Annotated in this window: 14 protein-coding genes; 8 read left to right on the top strand and 6 right to left on the bottom strand. The window is 60.8% G+C overall.

Annotated elements, in window-relative coordinates:
- The first annotated feature begins 155 nt into the window (after window positions 1-155).
- The 8 genes from AB5Y53_RS12075 to malZ all read left to right on the top strand — a co-directional run bounded on the left by AB5Y53_RS12075 (window position 156) and on the right by malZ (window position 8,279).
- Complete coding sequence (locus AB5Y53_RS12075; RefSeq protein ID WP_010676062.1) at window positions 156-1,016, top strand: hypothetical protein; 861 nt, start codon at window positions 156-158, stop codon at window positions 1,014-1,016.
- Between the two features lie 191 nt (window positions 1,017-1,207).
- Complete coding sequence (locus tag AB5Y53_RS12070; RefSeq protein WP_368182140.1) at window positions 1,208-1,654, top strand: DUF962 domain-containing protein; 447 nt, start codon at window positions 1,208-1,210, stop codon at window positions 1,652-1,654.
- A gap of 21 nt (window positions 1,655-1,675) precedes the next feature.
- Complete coding sequence (locus AB5Y53_RS12065) at window positions 1,676-2,155, top strand: CreA family protein (RefSeq protein WP_041214236.1); 480 nt, start codon at window positions 1,676-1,678, stop codon at window positions 2,153-2,155.
- Between the two features lie 77 nt (window positions 2,156-2,232).
- Complete coding sequence (locus AB5Y53_RS12060) at window positions 2,233-3,222, top strand: 2-hydroxyacid dehydrogenase (protein ID WP_042878605.1); 990 nt, start codon at window positions 2,233-2,235, stop codon at window positions 3,220-3,222.
- Window positions 3,223-3,326: 104 nt separating this feature from the next.
- Entirely contained in the window at window positions 3,327-4,688 is a 1,362-nt protein-coding gene (gene yegD, locus AB5Y53_RS12055) for a molecular chaperone (protein ID WP_368182138.1), read from the top strand.
- A 178-nt stretch (window positions 4,689-4,866) separates the two neighbouring features.
- A complete protein-coding gene (locus AB5Y53_RS12050) occupies window positions 4,867-5,286 on the top strand; it encodes an META domain-containing protein (RefSeq protein ID WP_010676067.1) in 420 nt (139 codons plus the stop codon).
- 69 nt (window positions 5,287-5,355) lie between these two features.
- Entirely contained in the window at window positions 5,356-6,204 is an 849-nt protein-coding gene (locus AB5Y53_RS12045; RefSeq protein WP_039039670.1) for an HDOD domain-containing protein, read from the top strand.
- Between the two features lie 245 nt (window positions 6,205-6,449).
- A complete protein-coding gene (malZ, locus tag AB5Y53_RS12040; RefSeq protein WP_368182136.1) occupies window positions 6,450-8,279 on the top strand; it encodes a maltodextrin glucosidase in 1,830 nt (609 codons plus the stop codon).
- A gap of 124 nt (window positions 8,280-8,403) precedes the next feature.
- Here malZ and AB5Y53_RS12035 read toward each other — a convergent pair whose 3' ends face one another.
- The 6 genes from AB5Y53_RS12035 to AB5Y53_RS12010 form a co-directional block, all read right to left on the bottom strand.
- Window positions 8,404-9,519, bottom strand: a complete 1,116-nt coding sequence (locus AB5Y53_RS12035) for a class I SAM-dependent methyltransferase (RefSeq protein WP_368182134.1) — start codon at window positions 9,517-9,519, stop codon at window positions 8,404-8,406.
- Window positions 9,520-9,621: 102 nt separating this feature from the next.
- The gene (locus AB5Y53_RS12030) at window positions 9,622-10,962 is read right to left on the bottom strand and encodes a DUF4910 domain-containing protein (RefSeq protein WP_041211975.1); all 1,341 of its coding nucleotides are present in this window, start codon (window positions 10,960-10,962) and stop codon (window positions 9,622-9,624) included.
- Window positions 10,959-11,360 (bottom strand): VOC family protein, encoded by a 402-nt coding sequence (locus tag AB5Y53_RS12025; protein WP_368182132.1) that lies wholly within the window; start codon window positions 11,358-11,360, stop codon window positions 10,959-10,961. Before AB5Y53_RS12025 ends, AB5Y53_RS12030 begins: the two co-directional genes overlap by 4 nt.
- Window positions 11,350-12,114 (bottom strand): AAC(3) family N-acetyltransferase, encoded by a 765-nt coding sequence (locus tag AB5Y53_RS12020; RefSeq protein WP_368182130.1) that lies wholly within the window; start codon window positions 12,112-12,114, stop codon window positions 11,350-11,352. Before AB5Y53_RS12020 ends, AB5Y53_RS12025 begins: the two co-directional genes overlap by 11 nt.
- Entirely contained in the window at window positions 12,111-12,335 is a 225-nt protein-coding gene (locus tag AB5Y53_RS12015; protein ID WP_214005711.1) for an acyl carrier protein, read from the bottom strand. The genes AB5Y53_RS12020 and AB5Y53_RS12015 overlap by 4 nt, the downstream gene beginning before the upstream one ends.
- Window positions 12,328-14,010, bottom strand: coding sequence for an HAD-IIIC family phosphatase (locus tag AB5Y53_RS12010; RefSeq protein ID WP_368182128.1), 1,683 nt, complete (start codon window positions 14,008-14,010; stop codon window positions 12,328-12,330). The genes AB5Y53_RS12015 and AB5Y53_RS12010 overlap by 8 nt, the downstream gene beginning before the upstream one ends.
- Window positions 14,011-14,021 lie beyond the last annotated feature (11 nt).

Raw genomic sequence — 14,021 nt, 5'->3', positions numbered from 1 at the left:
GCGGCGAACAAGCCCGGCCTCGGTACGAGCCGGGCACAGGGCAGGCCATGCCCGAAGATGACGCGGCCGGGTGATCCCCGGCCCCTTTCACAGCAAGAGCGTGACAACTTCTGTTAGACTCCGGGCAAGTCCCGGATCCTACAGGAGATCAAAGCGTGAAATGGCTCATCAGGCTGTGCTTGTGCCTGCCATTGCTGGCACAGGCACAGACGCTCACCGTCAAGGTCCCCAGTCGACCGATCAACGATCTCGACAACGAATACCAGCTCAAGCTGCTGGAACTGGCGCTCAACCACGCCGGGCAGCCCTACAAGCTGGAGCGGGTCGACCTCAATCTCAACCAGTACAGCCTCCAGCAGGCGCTTGCCAAGGGCAAGGTCATCAATGTGTTCTGGATGGGTACCTCCAGCGCGCTGGAATCCTCCCTCACCGCAGTGCCAATCCCGCTGTTTCGTGGCCTGGAAGGGCTGCGCCTCTCCTTCATCCACGCCGATGCCCAGGAGCGGTTCAACCAGATCAACACCCTGGCAGACCTCAAGAAACTGAAAGCCGCACAGGGGGTGGGCTGGGCCGACAACAAGATCCTGGAACTGGCAGGCATTCCCACCTATGCCGGGCGCTACAGCAACCTGTTTCGCCTGATGAATGACGGCGACAAGCTGGACTTCTTCCCCCGTGGTCTGGTGGAAATCTTCGCCGAACGCAGCGAGCTGGCGGCACAATATCCCAACCTGGTGATCGATCAGCACCTGCTGATCCGCTACCCCTTCGCCGAGTTCTTCTTCGTCAGCCCGGAGTCGCCGAAGCTGGCCAAGGCGATCCAGACCGGCCTCGAGCGTGCCTATGCCGACGGCAGCTTCATGGCGTTCTTTCGGGAGAACCCCAAGATCCGCGAGGCCCTGGCCAGCGCGAATCTGGAGCAGAGAGTCACCATCGCCCTGCCCAATCCCGACATGACCCCCTTGCTCAAAAGCATTCCGGCCCAATATTGGGAATATCCACCGTCGCAGGAGTAAACGGACACGATATCCGGCGTTGAGAATATCCACCGCTGCGAGCATGAACGGACACGGTATCCCGGCATTGGGAATATCCGCCGCCGGGAGCGTGATCAGCCGCGGGTCACCCCATCCGGTGGGCGCAGCCCGCCGCAGACGCACAGGAAATCGAGGCCACCCGGCCTCAATACGCGCACCAGGGAGGTGCCATGAAACGACTGGATGACTGGTTTCGCGACTACGGCCAGAGCCATCAACACCCCGTCAATGTGGCCATCCACAAGGTGGCAGTGCCAGGCATCTACCTCTGCATCCTGGCACTGCTCTGGTGCCTGCCCGCTGGTCCCCTGCCAGCGTCCCTCAACTGGGCGGGGATGATAGCCATCCCGGTGCTGGGCTTCTACCTGCGGCTGTCGTTGACGATCTTTACGGGGATGACGGCGCTGACCGCCCTGGGGCTGGCCTTCTGCCACGTCTGGCAGGGGCCGCTGCTGTGGCCTGCCCTCATCGGGTTCGTGCTGTTCTGGATAGCCCAGTTCGTCGGTCACCATATCGAGGGGAAACGCCCCTCCTTTCTCACCGACCTGCAATTTCTGCTGGTAGGCCCCGCCTGGGTGCTGGCCAGCCTCTATCGTCGTTTGGGCATCCCTTTCTGAGGGAGGCCAACAGGAGAGACCATGAGACATCTTCAGACCCTTGCTCGCACCCTGCCCCTGCTGCTGGGGGCACTGATGGCCGGCCCGGTGCTGGCCGACAAGGCAGATCCCGTCGGCGAGGTGAGCACCGCCTTCAAGCTGCTCGGACCCAACCACAAGATCCTGGTGGAGGCGTTCGACGACCCGAAAATCGCCGGTGTAGCCTGCTATCTGGCGCGCCCCAAGACCGGCGGCGTCAAGGGCGGACTCGGGCTGGCGGAAGATCCCTCCCACGCTTCCCTCTCGTGCCACCAGATCGGCCCCATCACCCTGCCCGCCAAACTGAAGGCGGGGGAAGAGGTGTTCGATGTCAGCACCTCGCTGGTGTTCAAGGAGCAGAAGGTGGTGCGTTTTTACGACGAGAAGCGCAATGCCCTTGTCTATCTGACCTACAGCACCAAGTTGGTGGATGGTTCGTACAAGAGTGCGGTGAGTGCCGTCCCCATCATGCCCTGGGGTTGAAACAGCACCACTTATCCCGTGATGACGGTCACTATTTGTTGTAATTTAACCACATCATTATCTACGGAGAGCGCACCATGAGAGTCGCCGTTTTCAGTACCAAGAGCTACGACAAGGAACATTTCCACCAGGCCAACGCCCAGTACGGTTTCGATCTGGAGTTCTTCGACGTGCGGCTGGAGGCCAAGACGGCCCGTCTCGCCCACGGCTTCCCCGTGGTCTGCCTGTTCGTCAACGATGATGCCGACCGCGAAGTGCTGACCGAGCTGGCGCAGTACGGCACCAGGGTCATCGCCCTGCGCTGCGCCGGTTACAACAACGTGGATCTGGCCGCCGCCAAGGAGCTGGGACTCAAGGTGGTGCGGGTGCCTGCCTACTCCCCCGAGGCCGTTGCCGAACATGCGGTGGGCCTGATGATGACCCTCAACCGCCGCATCCATAAGGCGTATCAGCGCACCCGGGACGCCAACTTCTCCCTGGAGGGGCTGGTGGGCTTCAACATGCATGGCCGCACCGCCGGCATCATAGGCACCGGCAAGATCGGCATCGCCACCTTGCGCATCCTCAAGGGGTTCGGCATGCGCCTGCTGGTGAGCGATCCCTATCCGAACCAGGCGGCCATCGATCTGGGCGCCGAGTACGTGGATCTCGATACTCTGTTCCGTCAGTCCGATGTCATCAGCCTGCACTGCCCCCTGTTCAAGGAGAACTATCACCTGCTGAACAAGGAGGCCTTCGCCAAGATGAAGGACGGGGTGATGATCATCAACACCAGCCGGGGCGGCCTGCTCGACTCCAACGCCGCCATCGAGGCCCTCAAGACCTCCCGCATCGGCGCCCTGGGACTGGACGTCTACGAGGAGGAGGAAGACCTCTTCTTCGAGGACAAGTCCAACGAAGTGATCACCGACGACGTCTTCCGCCGCCTGTCGGCCTGCCACAACGTGCTGTTCACCGGTCACCAGGCCTTCCTGACCCGGGAGGCGCTGCACGCCATCGCCGACACCACCCTCAGCAACATCCAGGCCATCGAGAGCCAGGGCCGCTCTGACAACGAAGTGGAGTGATCCCTGAGGCGTTGTCGCCACGCCATTGATCCCGCCGCCGGGTTGTGAGACCCGGCGGCATCGGGTAGGCTACCAGCCCTTTTTTGTACAGGAGTCTGGCCAGCATGTTCATCGGATTTGATTACGGTACCTCCAACTGTGCCGTCGCCGTGATGGAACAGGGCAGCCCCAGGCTGCTGACCCTCTCCGGTTCCCATTACCTTCCCTCCACCCTGCACGCCCCCCACCGGGACGCCATCGCCGGCCTCCTGGCCGAAGGGCTGGCCCCCGTCCAGCAGAGCGAATACCTCAAGCTGCGCGGTCCCGTGGTGACCCGGGCCCAGGCGGTGCGCCGCCAGATGCGCGAAGAGGGACTCATCGACGAGCTGAGCTTCGGCGGTGCGGCGCTGGCGCGCTATCTCGAAGAGCCGGACGAGGGCTACTACATCAAGTCCCCCAAATCCTTTCTCGGGGCCTATGGCCTCAAGGCTCCCCAGATCGCCCTGTTCGAGGACATCGTCTGCGCCATGATGCTGCACGTGCGCCGGGAGGCGGAGCAGCAGACAGGCGGCACCATCCGCCAGGCGGTGATCGGCCGACCGGTCAACTTCCAGGGACTGGCGGGGGAAGAGAGCAACCGCCAGGCAATCGCCATCCTGAGCGAGGCGGCACGCCTCGCCGGGTTCGAGCGGGTGGAGTTCCTCTATGAGCCGGTGGCCGCCGGCTTCGAGTTCGAAGCGCGCCTCACCGAGGATGCGGTTGTGCTGGTGGTGGACATCGGGGGCGGGACCACCGACTGCTCCGTGCTGCGCATGGGCCCGAGCCACCGTGACCAGCTGGATCGCAGCGGCGACCTGCTCGGTCACAGCGGCCAGCGCATCGGGGGCAACGACTTCGACATCCGCCTGACCGTGGAGGGCATGATGCCGCTGCTCGGCATGCACGAGACCCTCAAGACCGGCAAGCCACTGCCCCATCCCCTGTTCTGGGACGCCGCCGCCATCAATGACGTCAGTGCTCAGAGCCGTTTCTACAGCCTGGATACCGCCCGCCAGTTGCAGGATCTCCAGCTCGACAGCCAGCCCGGCAGCAAGCTCCCGCGCCTCGCCAGCCTGCGGGCCCACAAGCTGAGCCATCAACTGGTGTGGCGCGCCGAGCAGGGCAAGATCGCCCTCTCCGACCACGAGCACAATCACCAGACCCTGAACGAGCTGGAAAAAGGGCTGGAGGCGGCACTCACCCGCCCCCAGCTGGCCAGTGCTTCCGCCCCCTTGCTGGAGAAGATTGGCGAGCTGATGGACGAGGCTATCCTGGCGGCAGGCGTGCAGCCTGACCGGGTCTTCGTCACCGGCGGCAGTGCCCGCTCCCCCCTCATCAAGGCCTTCATCCAGCAGAAACTGCCCAAGGTACCGCTGGAGGGGGGTGATGACTTCGGTTCGGTGGCCTCGGGCCTCGCCCGCTATGCCGAGCGCCTGTTTGCGGACTGAGACGGCCAGGGGAGCCATGGGAAACCGGTAGACAGGTTCGCTCGGGGCGGGTGTTGCCATTTGCCGACACCCCCTCTTCCCCCGGGGCGACAGAAGCGGTCGGGCTCCTCCCCCCTCACCCTGCCGCCCGGGCCTGGGGACGAGTATGCTTGTCATACCCACCACCGGAGCCCCTTCAATGCCCAGATACCTGCTACTGCTGCTCGCCCTGCTTCTGCTCAGCGCCTGCAGCAGTGCTCCCCGCTTTGCCTCGCAAGATCTGCAACACCATCACTGGGTGCTCGATCGGCTGGATGGCCAGGCCATCGCCAGCCGCCGCAGCAATCCCCCCGACATCGAGATCGGTGAACACTTCACCGTCAACGGCATCGCCGGTTGCAACCGCTACTTCGGCCAGGGTCACCTCAAGGGGAACAAGCTCTGGGTCACCAGCCTCGGCAGCACCGCCATGGCCTGCCCCCCCGAACTCGATCTGATAGAGCAGGCCGTGCTCGCCACCCTGACGGAGGGGGCCACACTGAGCGGTTCCACCCAGACCCTGATCCTTCAGGGAAAACGGCACCGTTTGGAATACAGGCTGCAAGACTGGGTGTACTAGGGCTCACAAAACCGCTCGCCAGCAGGAACAACTGGCCAGGCTGTGGCACAATATGAGGCATTGTTAGCAATGGAGGCTGCCTCAGCCATGTCGATGGATCGCCTGTTTGGCAAGATCAAGCAACTGCCCACAATTCCGAAACTGCTGCACGAGCTGATGCAGAGTTTCAACGACGAGAATGCCCGCATCGACGAGATCGCGGCCAAGATCGCCATGGACCAGGTGATCAGCGTCAAGGTACTGCGGATGGCCAACTCCGCTGCCCTGCGCCGTGGCAATGAAATCACCTCCATCGAACAGGCGGTGATCCGCCTCGGTTTCAACCGCCTGCGCTCCGTGGTGGTCGCCTCCGGCATCATCAGCAGCTTCAAGGCCCCTCCCGGCTTTGACAAGCTCCACTTCTGGACCCAGACCTTCCAGGTCGCCACCATTGCCCGCACCCTGGCACAGCAGACCACCTCGGTGGATCCCGAGACCGCCTTCACCTGCGCCCTCATTCACAACATTGGCGAGCTGCTGATCCAGAGCACCCTGCCGGAAGAGGCGGGGCTCATCAATCTGGCCATCGAGAAAGGCAGCAGCCGGGTCGATGCCCAGCGGGAGATGCTGGGTTACGACTATGCCCAGCTCGGCGCAGAGCTGGCGCGGCGCTGGAACCTGTCGCCCGCCTTCGTGGATGCCATCGCCCAGCAGCTCGACCCCCTCTCCCACGATCCGGTCAGCAAGGAGGCCGTGCTCATCCGGCTCGCCGTCTTCGTCTCCTTCGCCTGGCAGGCCGGCGTACCGGCCCAGGCCATCATCGCCCGTTTCCCCAGAACCCTGGCTGACCAGCTGGGGCTGGATCCCGCCAGCCTGGCGGATCAGCTGGAGCAGCTCCACGAGCAGGGCAACGCCCTGGCCGATTTGCTGACCCAGTAGATGTACGACGGCCGATCAGCAGGAGCCGGATCCCCGTCTCATTCTGGCGGATCAGCTCGAACAGCTGCACGAGCAGGGCAACACCCTTGCCGATTTGCTGACCCAATAGCGTCACGGCAGACCGCCCAGCCAAGCCGGAAGCACCGTCTCATTCTGGCCGGTCGTCACATACACACGCCCATGGACGGGATAAGATGGCCTGCGCCCATCCCCCACTCCTGAGCCTCTCTGACACAGTAGATACCATGACCCATCCCTTCCTGTTTCACCCCCAGGCGGCACCCTGGTTCAAAGAGAGTGCCGACACCCTGCAGCTCACCCTGTTCAGCGAGCTGAACGCCCCCATCCGCGAGGTGTGGCTGCGCCACGAGCCGGACAACGAGGAGTATCTGGTCGCCATGACGCCGGTCGCCACCCGGGACAGGCTTCAGGTCTGGCAGGTCGAACTGCCGCTGGCCAGAGGGCAGGAGATCCACCTCTACTGCTTCAAGTGCCTCACCGACGAGGAGCAGTGGTGGCTGCACGGGGCAGGCGTCAGCGCCGCCATGCCGCCGCGGGAGCAGCATTTCCGCTTCAACAGCCATCACCAGCCCCCGGCCTGGGTGCAGGATCAGGTGTTCTACCAGATCTTCCCCGACCGCTTCTGCAACGGCGACCCGTCGCTGAGCGTCAAGCATCACGAGTACGAGTACAGGGGCAAGGCGGTCATCAGCAAGGCCTGGGGCGAGCCGGTCAGCCGCCACGAAGAGGGGCACGGCGCCTGTGAATTCTACGGCGGGGATCTGGCGGGCATCGACGCCAAGCTGCATTACCTGCAATCCCTGGGGGTGACGGCGCTCTACCTCAACCCCATCTTCGATTCGCCGAGCAACCACAAGTACGACACCCAGGACTACTTCAAGGTGGATGCGCACCTCGGTACCAATGCCCAGTTTGCCGAGCTGACCCGCAACCTGCACCAGCGCGGCATGAGGATCATCCTGGATGCGGTGGTCAACCACACCTCCACCGAGCACCCCTGGTTCTGCCCGCCGCTGGGCGCCCAGAGCAACCCGGACTCCCCCTGGCGCAGCTTCTACACCTTCGATCAGGAAGGGGATTATGTTAGCTGGAAAGGGATCCGCAGCCTGCCCAAGCTGGATTTCTCAAGTGAACAGGTGCAGGACGCCATTTATCGGGCAGACAACGCCATTCTGCGCTACTGGATGCGCGCCCCCTACCAGATCGATGGCTGGCGCTTTGACGTCATCCACATGCTGGGGGAGCGGGGCACTGCCGAGGGCAATCGCGGCCATGTGCGCGCCATTCGCGGCGCGGTGAAGCAGGAGAATCCGGACGCCTACGTCCTCGGCGAGCACTTCTTCGAGGCGAGCCAGTGGCTGCAGGGGGATCAGGAGGACGGCGCCATGAACTACTACGGCTTCGCCCACCCCATCCGCGCCTTCCTGGCGGGGCAGGACATCGCCTATCACCCCATCAAGATCAGCGCCACCGAACTGGATCACTGGCTCAAGCTGGCGCGGGCCCATATTCCGTTCAAGAACCAGCTGGCCCAGTTCAACCTGCTGGACAGCCACGACACCGCCCGCTTCCTGCACCTGCTGGGGGAAGACAAGCAGCGGATGCGACTCGCCGCCACCCTGCTCATCACCTACATCGGCGTGCCCTCCATCTACTACGGCGACGAGGTGGGGCTCTCCGGCGGCAACGACCCGGACTGCCGCCGCTGTTTCCCCTGGGATACCACCGACTGGGATCACGTGCTGCACGACCACTATCGCCGCCTGATCCAGCTGCGCCGCCAGCGCCCTGCCCTGCGTCGGGGAGACATCCAGACCCTCTACGCCGGCCCTCACAGCTATGTGTTCGCCCGTACCCTGCAAAGCGATCAGGTGGTGGTCGCCTGCAACCGCCACCCCACGGAGCCGCGCACCATCAGCCTGCCCCTGTGGCAGACCGCCAGCCCCGCCAGCCGCTTCACCGACGCCTTCAACGGCGACAAGTTCGAGGTAGTGCAGGGGGAGGTGCAGCTCACCATCCCGGCCAACTCCGCCAGGGTACTGCTGTCGAGCTGACCTGAGAGAGGATCAAGTAGATGGCGGGCTCTGTCCCGCCATTACTCCCGGTCGTTATCAATTTCCGACCAGTAAAATTATTTACTACACGTCATTCTGACGTTCCTTCTCCTTATGCCTTTAATCAGGCATCACTAAATACCTCGACATGTTCATAGGTGACACCATGAATTTTCATTGTTTCAAATATTTCCTTATAGAAACTTGAAGCAATTACCAGATTGCTGACATGCTGATTACGGATCTTCTCAAAATAACTCACTTTGAGATTCACACCAGGCAATATGCGATCGGCTTTATTCTTGTCACCATCAACGACAATGATATTCGTACTGTCCAAAATCTCTTTATCAACCCCATTCAGAAGAATCACTGATGCAGAACCAGCGCCCCACCAGACGACGCTGTCTGCCTTTCTAAGAAAATCATTTACTCTGTCGCGAGATGCATCGCACCGCTGCTTGAATATTGAGAGATTATCGATATAAAAGACTTTATCAAAGGCCACTTCAATTTCGTTGTAACGGGTATTTTCAGTCTTGACAAAAACGACCCTTAAACTGTCATTCTCAACACGGTGATATATTATTTTAAGTTTGTTGTCACGGGCCAAAACTTGCATGAAGTAGATATTATAGTAGAAGAGGTGCTGTACATGAAAACCACCAAAATCAGGAACTTCAATGACGATTCTTCCGGCATCATTCAACGTTTCCGTCATCAATTTAAAGATTGAGAAGGGGTCTTCAAAATGCTCAAATACATGCATAAGATAGTAACCATCTACCTTGTCCGGAACATGGCTAGCATTAAAATAACCCTTTATAACGTTAAGCCCCAAGCCCTTCGCAATATCGGCTTGGGGGCCGGGCTCAATTCCTGTTACATTGGAGAATCCGCTCTCGTTCAGTTTTTTCAGCAAGTATCCTTCTGAACAGCCAATCTCCAGTATATTTTCATCTTTGCCAAAATGACTTGTTATGGTATCAATCATACCGTCATATTTAGAGGCGCCGATATTATTCAGCGGAGAAATATATAAATAGTTGTCATATATTTCCGTTAGTTCTTCCGATGATAATTTCTTGGATGCAAACCCCACCAGACAATCTTTGCAGGCACTGACCTGCAATTCCGACACCTTTACCGGAAAATCACCTGAGTATGCAGATAAAACGGCTGGCATCTTGCGTTCAAGGAAAACCAATGTGTTATCACTGTGACAATATGGACATCTCATGATCCTCTCCTAACGATGTGATCAGGATTGATGAAACAAAGTTGAACGATCGCAATATCTATGGATTCTCATCCATCACATCATGCAACGAAATACCTATTCTCAAAGACGACTACGCCTGCGCAGAACCCCTGCATCCATAAGCTTTCTAGCCAAGGGCTCGACTCGCCAAAACGGTACTTCGATAATCTCGGCAATCTCAAAAAGGCTCAGATGACCATCGCTGTAAGCCAGCAGGTTCATCATGTCCTTTACCTGTGCACCGGACTCACGTGTTGATAGATTCGGATAGAGGCCACGCCGCCCCAACTGGGGCTCACCCAATACGGTAGCCTCACAGTATTCATCCAACTCCAGACACTCGATCGCACGCCGCAACGCTAGGAAACTATCCGCCAGCCCCCGCGGCGTGACCAGAGTAAGATCGTCCAAAGAGGTGTGGTATTCGGAATAACAACCGTACTTGCTGCGCATCATGGTGGTGACTGGCAAGTCTATGCCAGGAGCACATAGCTGACGTTCGTTGGAGCCCCGATCAAGATAGCTATACGCCATATAATCAGGTGCGATATGGCCCAACACATGGCGTCCTATGCGATCAGCTATAGAATTCCCCTGTCTGGATGGTAAGAATGAGTAACACCTTTCATCCCCCATACATGTCAGATTAAAACCAGCCAACGTATGAGACTTGAGGTGCTCCAGATGGCGAGAGAGATAAACGATAGCCCCGATTGTCTCAGGAACAAGCATCAATCGATAGCTGTAGCGTCGCTTAGGCAAGGAGGCCAGCCAGGCCATCAAAAACACTCCGACACCTGGGCCGGACAACTCGTTGTTGGCCATGGAGGGGTGGCAAACATAGCTGGATAACAAGATTTCCTGCTCACTCTCCCCCGGTAGCACCCACTCGGCATAAGTCAGTGAGCCCGGTTGCAAGCTGGTATCGATCACAACCTCATAATTTCCTTCGGGTAACGCTTCCCGCACATTGTGGGGTAAACAAAAGCCCCAACGGCGCTGATAATAAGACGTGACATAGGGGATGGCATCCGGTAACTCAGGCAAGGAGTGCAAGTGAGGTTGTAATTCTGCTAAAGGGAGAGTACAGCGTACCGGTTCTGAGTAACCCACCAAATGCAAGTTACTATCATTGAAATCAACCACCTTGTGCCCATCAGGTCCCAAGATGTAAGCCTCTCTGACATTCCACTCATCCGGCACTGTCCAATCAAAAAATGTGCTTCCGCTGGCAACTTCATGGATCTGCAATTCAGGTAAACAATGTTCGCGAAACAGGGCCAATGTTTTTCTTACACCATCGCCTGTCAAGCTGCGATTGAGCGGAAACAGCAAGGAAAGCAAACGATGCAGCTGTTCGCCAAGCTGATCCTGGTCAGCCCAGTCTGTAGGCAAATAACAACTGTCATGATTCGGCATCATTCAACCCCCTCAATTAGCTCAACAATATGTCCCAAGGGACTGAGAAAAAACTGGACATGAGAGCCCCCAAAAGCGATCGCTGGCTGGCTGGGCCCAAGGGGCAGGTGGCGCTGTGTGCGTAGCCGTTCGGCGCTCTCCTGCAGGTTGCTCACCCGATAGGCAAGGTGGTTGATGACGTTGCGCCGGGTCTTGAGCACCTGGGCGACCGGGCTCTCCTCGCTGGCCGGGGCGACCAGCTCGTAGCAGAGGCCATGGTCGTCATGCACGAACTGCACCCAGACCCGTTGCAGCGGATCTTCCACCGCAACCGAGAAGCGGCTCAACCCCAGCACGTCGCGGCAATAGGCCACACCGCTCGCCAGGTCCGGCACCACCAGTCCGATGTGATCAAACTGCATGGGGTTCTCCTCCCGCCCGGATCAGGGCGTATGGGGCTGCCGCCAGCAACTCGCTGGCAGCCAGGATGAAGTCGCGGCACGACACCGCCCAGACCGGCACCCGCTGGCACAGCGTCTGGCGCCAGGCACCCCGCTCCTGCAGCAGGGCCACCAGCCGGGAGAGGTCGATTTCGCTGGCCAGCGACAGGTCGCGCACATAGTAATCCACCTGCCACTCCCGCACGCGGCCATCGACGCGCACCTGACCCGCAAACATCTTGTGATAGCGGTAGGAGACCGCCAGCAGCTGCTCCACGTAGTGGGTGAAGGTGATGCGGTCGGGGTGGCAACCCAACCCCAGTAGCCAGCCATCCTGCTCCGCCAGCCAGCCGAACGGGCTCTCCTGACCGAAACAGTCGTGGCACTCCCGGGCCACCAGCGCAGGCCCCTGCGGGCCGCTGATCGCCATGCTGAAGACGGGATCACGCGTGCGGACCACCCCTTCGCGCTGACGGAACAGCTCCGTCATCAAGCCCACCTTGCTCGGGGTCTGCGCAGGGTCGAAGCACTCGTCCGCCATCGGGCTGTAACTGAAGGTCGGCACCAGCAGGTGCCCGCCCAGCCACTGCTCCAGGCATGTCCAGAAGACCGCGATGCCTGCGGCGTTGCCCATGCCGGCAAACTGGGCCACCACCATGGCATCCGAGTGCACCATCAGGGCGCCGCCTCTGGGGATCCCCAGCTCGGTCAGCGCCTGCTCGAGTGCCTGTTTCACACGGCAACCCCTTTGCGCAGCAGGGCTTGCTGGATGTCGGCCAGACTCTTCAACTCGGCCAGTTCGTGCGGCTCGAACCGCACAGCATAGTGCTGCTCGACCAGCAGCAGCAGGTTGAAGTGACCCAGAGAATCCCACTCGGGAAAGCTGCCGAGGGCAGATTCTGCGTTGATGCTGGCCTGGGGGAACTGCTGGTGTGCCAGCGCGATAAGGTCATTCATTGGCATAGAACTCCAAAAACGGGAGAGAAAGAGAACAGAGATCAAGCGTGAGGAACAGCTCGTCCGCCAGCGGCAGCAACCCCGCTGGAGTGGTTATCGGCCGGGTTGGCAGACTCGCCAGAAAATCCCGCGCCGGCTGGTTGCGGGTGGTGGCAACCAGGCTGATGACCAGCTCGGTCACGCCTTGCGCCCGCAGATGGTTTGCCAGTTGCGCCAGCAGCCAGTATTCAAAGCCGCGACCCAGCACCCGGCAGCTGATGGCCAAGGTATCCAGCAGCGCCCTGCCCTCCTCGAGCGGGCGCACCACCAGCAGGGCCGTCATGCCGTGATCGGCGAATCGGTCTCGCAGACTGGCCAGCCAGACGTCGCCTCCCTCGCTGGCCAGCCGGGCCAGCTCCGCCGCCTGATAGCGGCGGCCGGAGAGGTTGAACTGATTGGTCTTCTGGCTGAGCTGTTCGGCTCGCAACTGGTTACCCGGGGAGAGCATCTGCCAGTCGGCCTGCAGCGCCAATTGCCGCAGAAAGGCGTGCTCGTCGCCCAATTGCCGACGCACAGCCTCGGCCTCGGCCTGGGCCTGATAGGAGTGCTGCCGCAGGCCGTCATCCCGGCTCTGGTGGCGACTGCACAGGGCCGGCAGCGTCAGCAGGGCATCCGGCCAGCTCCAGAGATCGGCCGGCGGGGTCATCACCATCACCTCGGGGCAGTTGGCTTGCACCTCGGCCCGCTCCAGCTCGCTGTCATCCCAGAAGACCAGGCTGTCCAGCCCGACATTGAGGCGCGTGGCCAGCCGCCGCAACCCCTGGGACTTTGGCTCCCAGCTGATCTCGGCAGCGGCGATCTGCCCCCGTGTCAGCACCATGCCGGGATGCTCGTCAAACAGCCGCCACACATCGTCCGCCAGATTCTTGGAGCAGAGCGCCAGCACTATGCCCTGTCCGTGCCAGTGGCTGGCCGCCTGCTGGAAGGCCTGGTAGAGCCGGCCCATTCCGTCCTGACCCAGCAGAACGCCACCGACACCGTCTTCACCGACCACACCGCCCCACAGGGTATTGTCGCAGTCGAGCACCAGCACCTTGTGGGCGGGTTGCTGCAACCGCTGCAGCAAGGGAATAATCCACTGCGCCAGGCTGGCCAGACCGGCCATGGAGAAGGGACAGGACATCAGATAGAGGTTGCGCCGATCGAAGCAGTACTGGCGGCCATGCTGTTGCAGCCAGAGCGGCAGGTGCAGGTCGTCCAAGCCGGGTTGCTGCAGGCGCAGGCGGGCCATCTGCTGCTCGAACGCACCGGCCAGCGCAGCGAGCACGGCAGGGGCCGGGCCATAGACACAGAGCGGGGCATGGCTGCAGGCCCCTACCAGCAGGTGATCCTGCGGGCGGCGCTGCAGATGCTGCAACAGAGGCTGGCAGAGCGCGTCGACGAAGGCGGCAACCGCCAGTTGCTGAGCATCCTGCGCCAGACGGCCCCACTCCTGCAGGGTCCGGGCGGGCACCAGATCTTCCCACAGCCAGATGATGATGTGGGTCCCGGCCGCGGCATCGGCGCTCTGGTGCATCAGGGTCTGCAACCACTGGCCATGGGGGGCCACCTGCACTTCGCCGTATTCAGCCAGGGGGCGCCAGGCGAGGTTGCCCGGCATCAAGAACGAACTGCCACTGAGATGAATCGATGTCATGGCTTCTCCCA

The organism is Aeromonas sp. R7-5 (assembly GCF_040908015.1).
Taxonomy (GTDB): Bacteria; Pseudomonadota; Gammaproteobacteria; order Enterobacterales; family Aeromonadaceae; genus Aeromonas; species Aeromonas caviae.
This window is presented reverse-complemented; position numbering and strand designations above follow the sequence as displayed.

Coding starts and splice junctions, on each gene's coding strand:
- AB5Y53_RS12070 (WP_368182140.1), top strand. CDS start 1,208: ATGAAACGACTGGATGACTGGTTTCGCGACTACGGCCAGAGCCATCAA.
- AB5Y53_RS12065 (WP_041214236.1), top strand. CDS start 1,676: ATGAGACATCTTCAGACCCTTGCTCGCACCCTGCCCCTGCTGCTGGGG.
- AB5Y53_RS12060 (WP_042878605.1), top strand. CDS start 2,233: ATGAGAGTCGCCGTTTTCAGTACCAAGAGCTACGACAAGGAACATTTC.
- yegD (WP_368182138.1), top strand. CDS start 3,327: ATGTTCATCGGATTTGATTACGGTACCTCCAACTGTGCCGTCGCCGTG.
- AB5Y53_RS12050 (WP_010676067.1), top strand. CDS start 4,867: ATGCCCAGATACCTGCTACTGCTGCTCGCCCTGCTTCTGCTCAGCGCC.
- AB5Y53_RS12045 (WP_039039670.1), top strand. CDS start 5,356: ATGGAGGCTGCCTCAGCCATGTCGATGGATCGCCTGTTTGGCAAGATC.
- malZ (WP_368182136.1), top strand. CDS start 6,450: ATGACCCATCCCTTCCTGTTTCACCCCCAGGCGGCACCCTGGTTCAAA.
- AB5Y53_RS12035 (WP_368182134.1), bottom strand. CDS start 9,519: ATGAGATGTCCATATTGTCACAGTGATAACACATTGGTTTTCCTTGAA.
- AB5Y53_RS12030 (WP_041211975.1), bottom strand. CDS start 10,962: ATGATGCCGAATCATGACAGTTGTTATTTGCCTACAGACTGGGCTGAC.
- AB5Y53_RS12025 (WP_368182132.1), bottom strand. CDS start 11,360: ATGCAGTTTGATCACATCGGACTGGTGGTGCCGGACCTGGCGAGCGGT.
- AB5Y53_RS12015 (WP_214005711.1), bottom strand. CDS start 12,335: ATGAATGACCTTATCGCGCTGGCACACCAGCAGTTCCCCCAGGCCAGC.
- AB5Y53_RS12010 (WP_368182128.1), bottom strand. CDS start 14,010: ATGACATCGATTCATCTCAGTGGCAGTTCGTTCTTGATGCCGGGCAAC.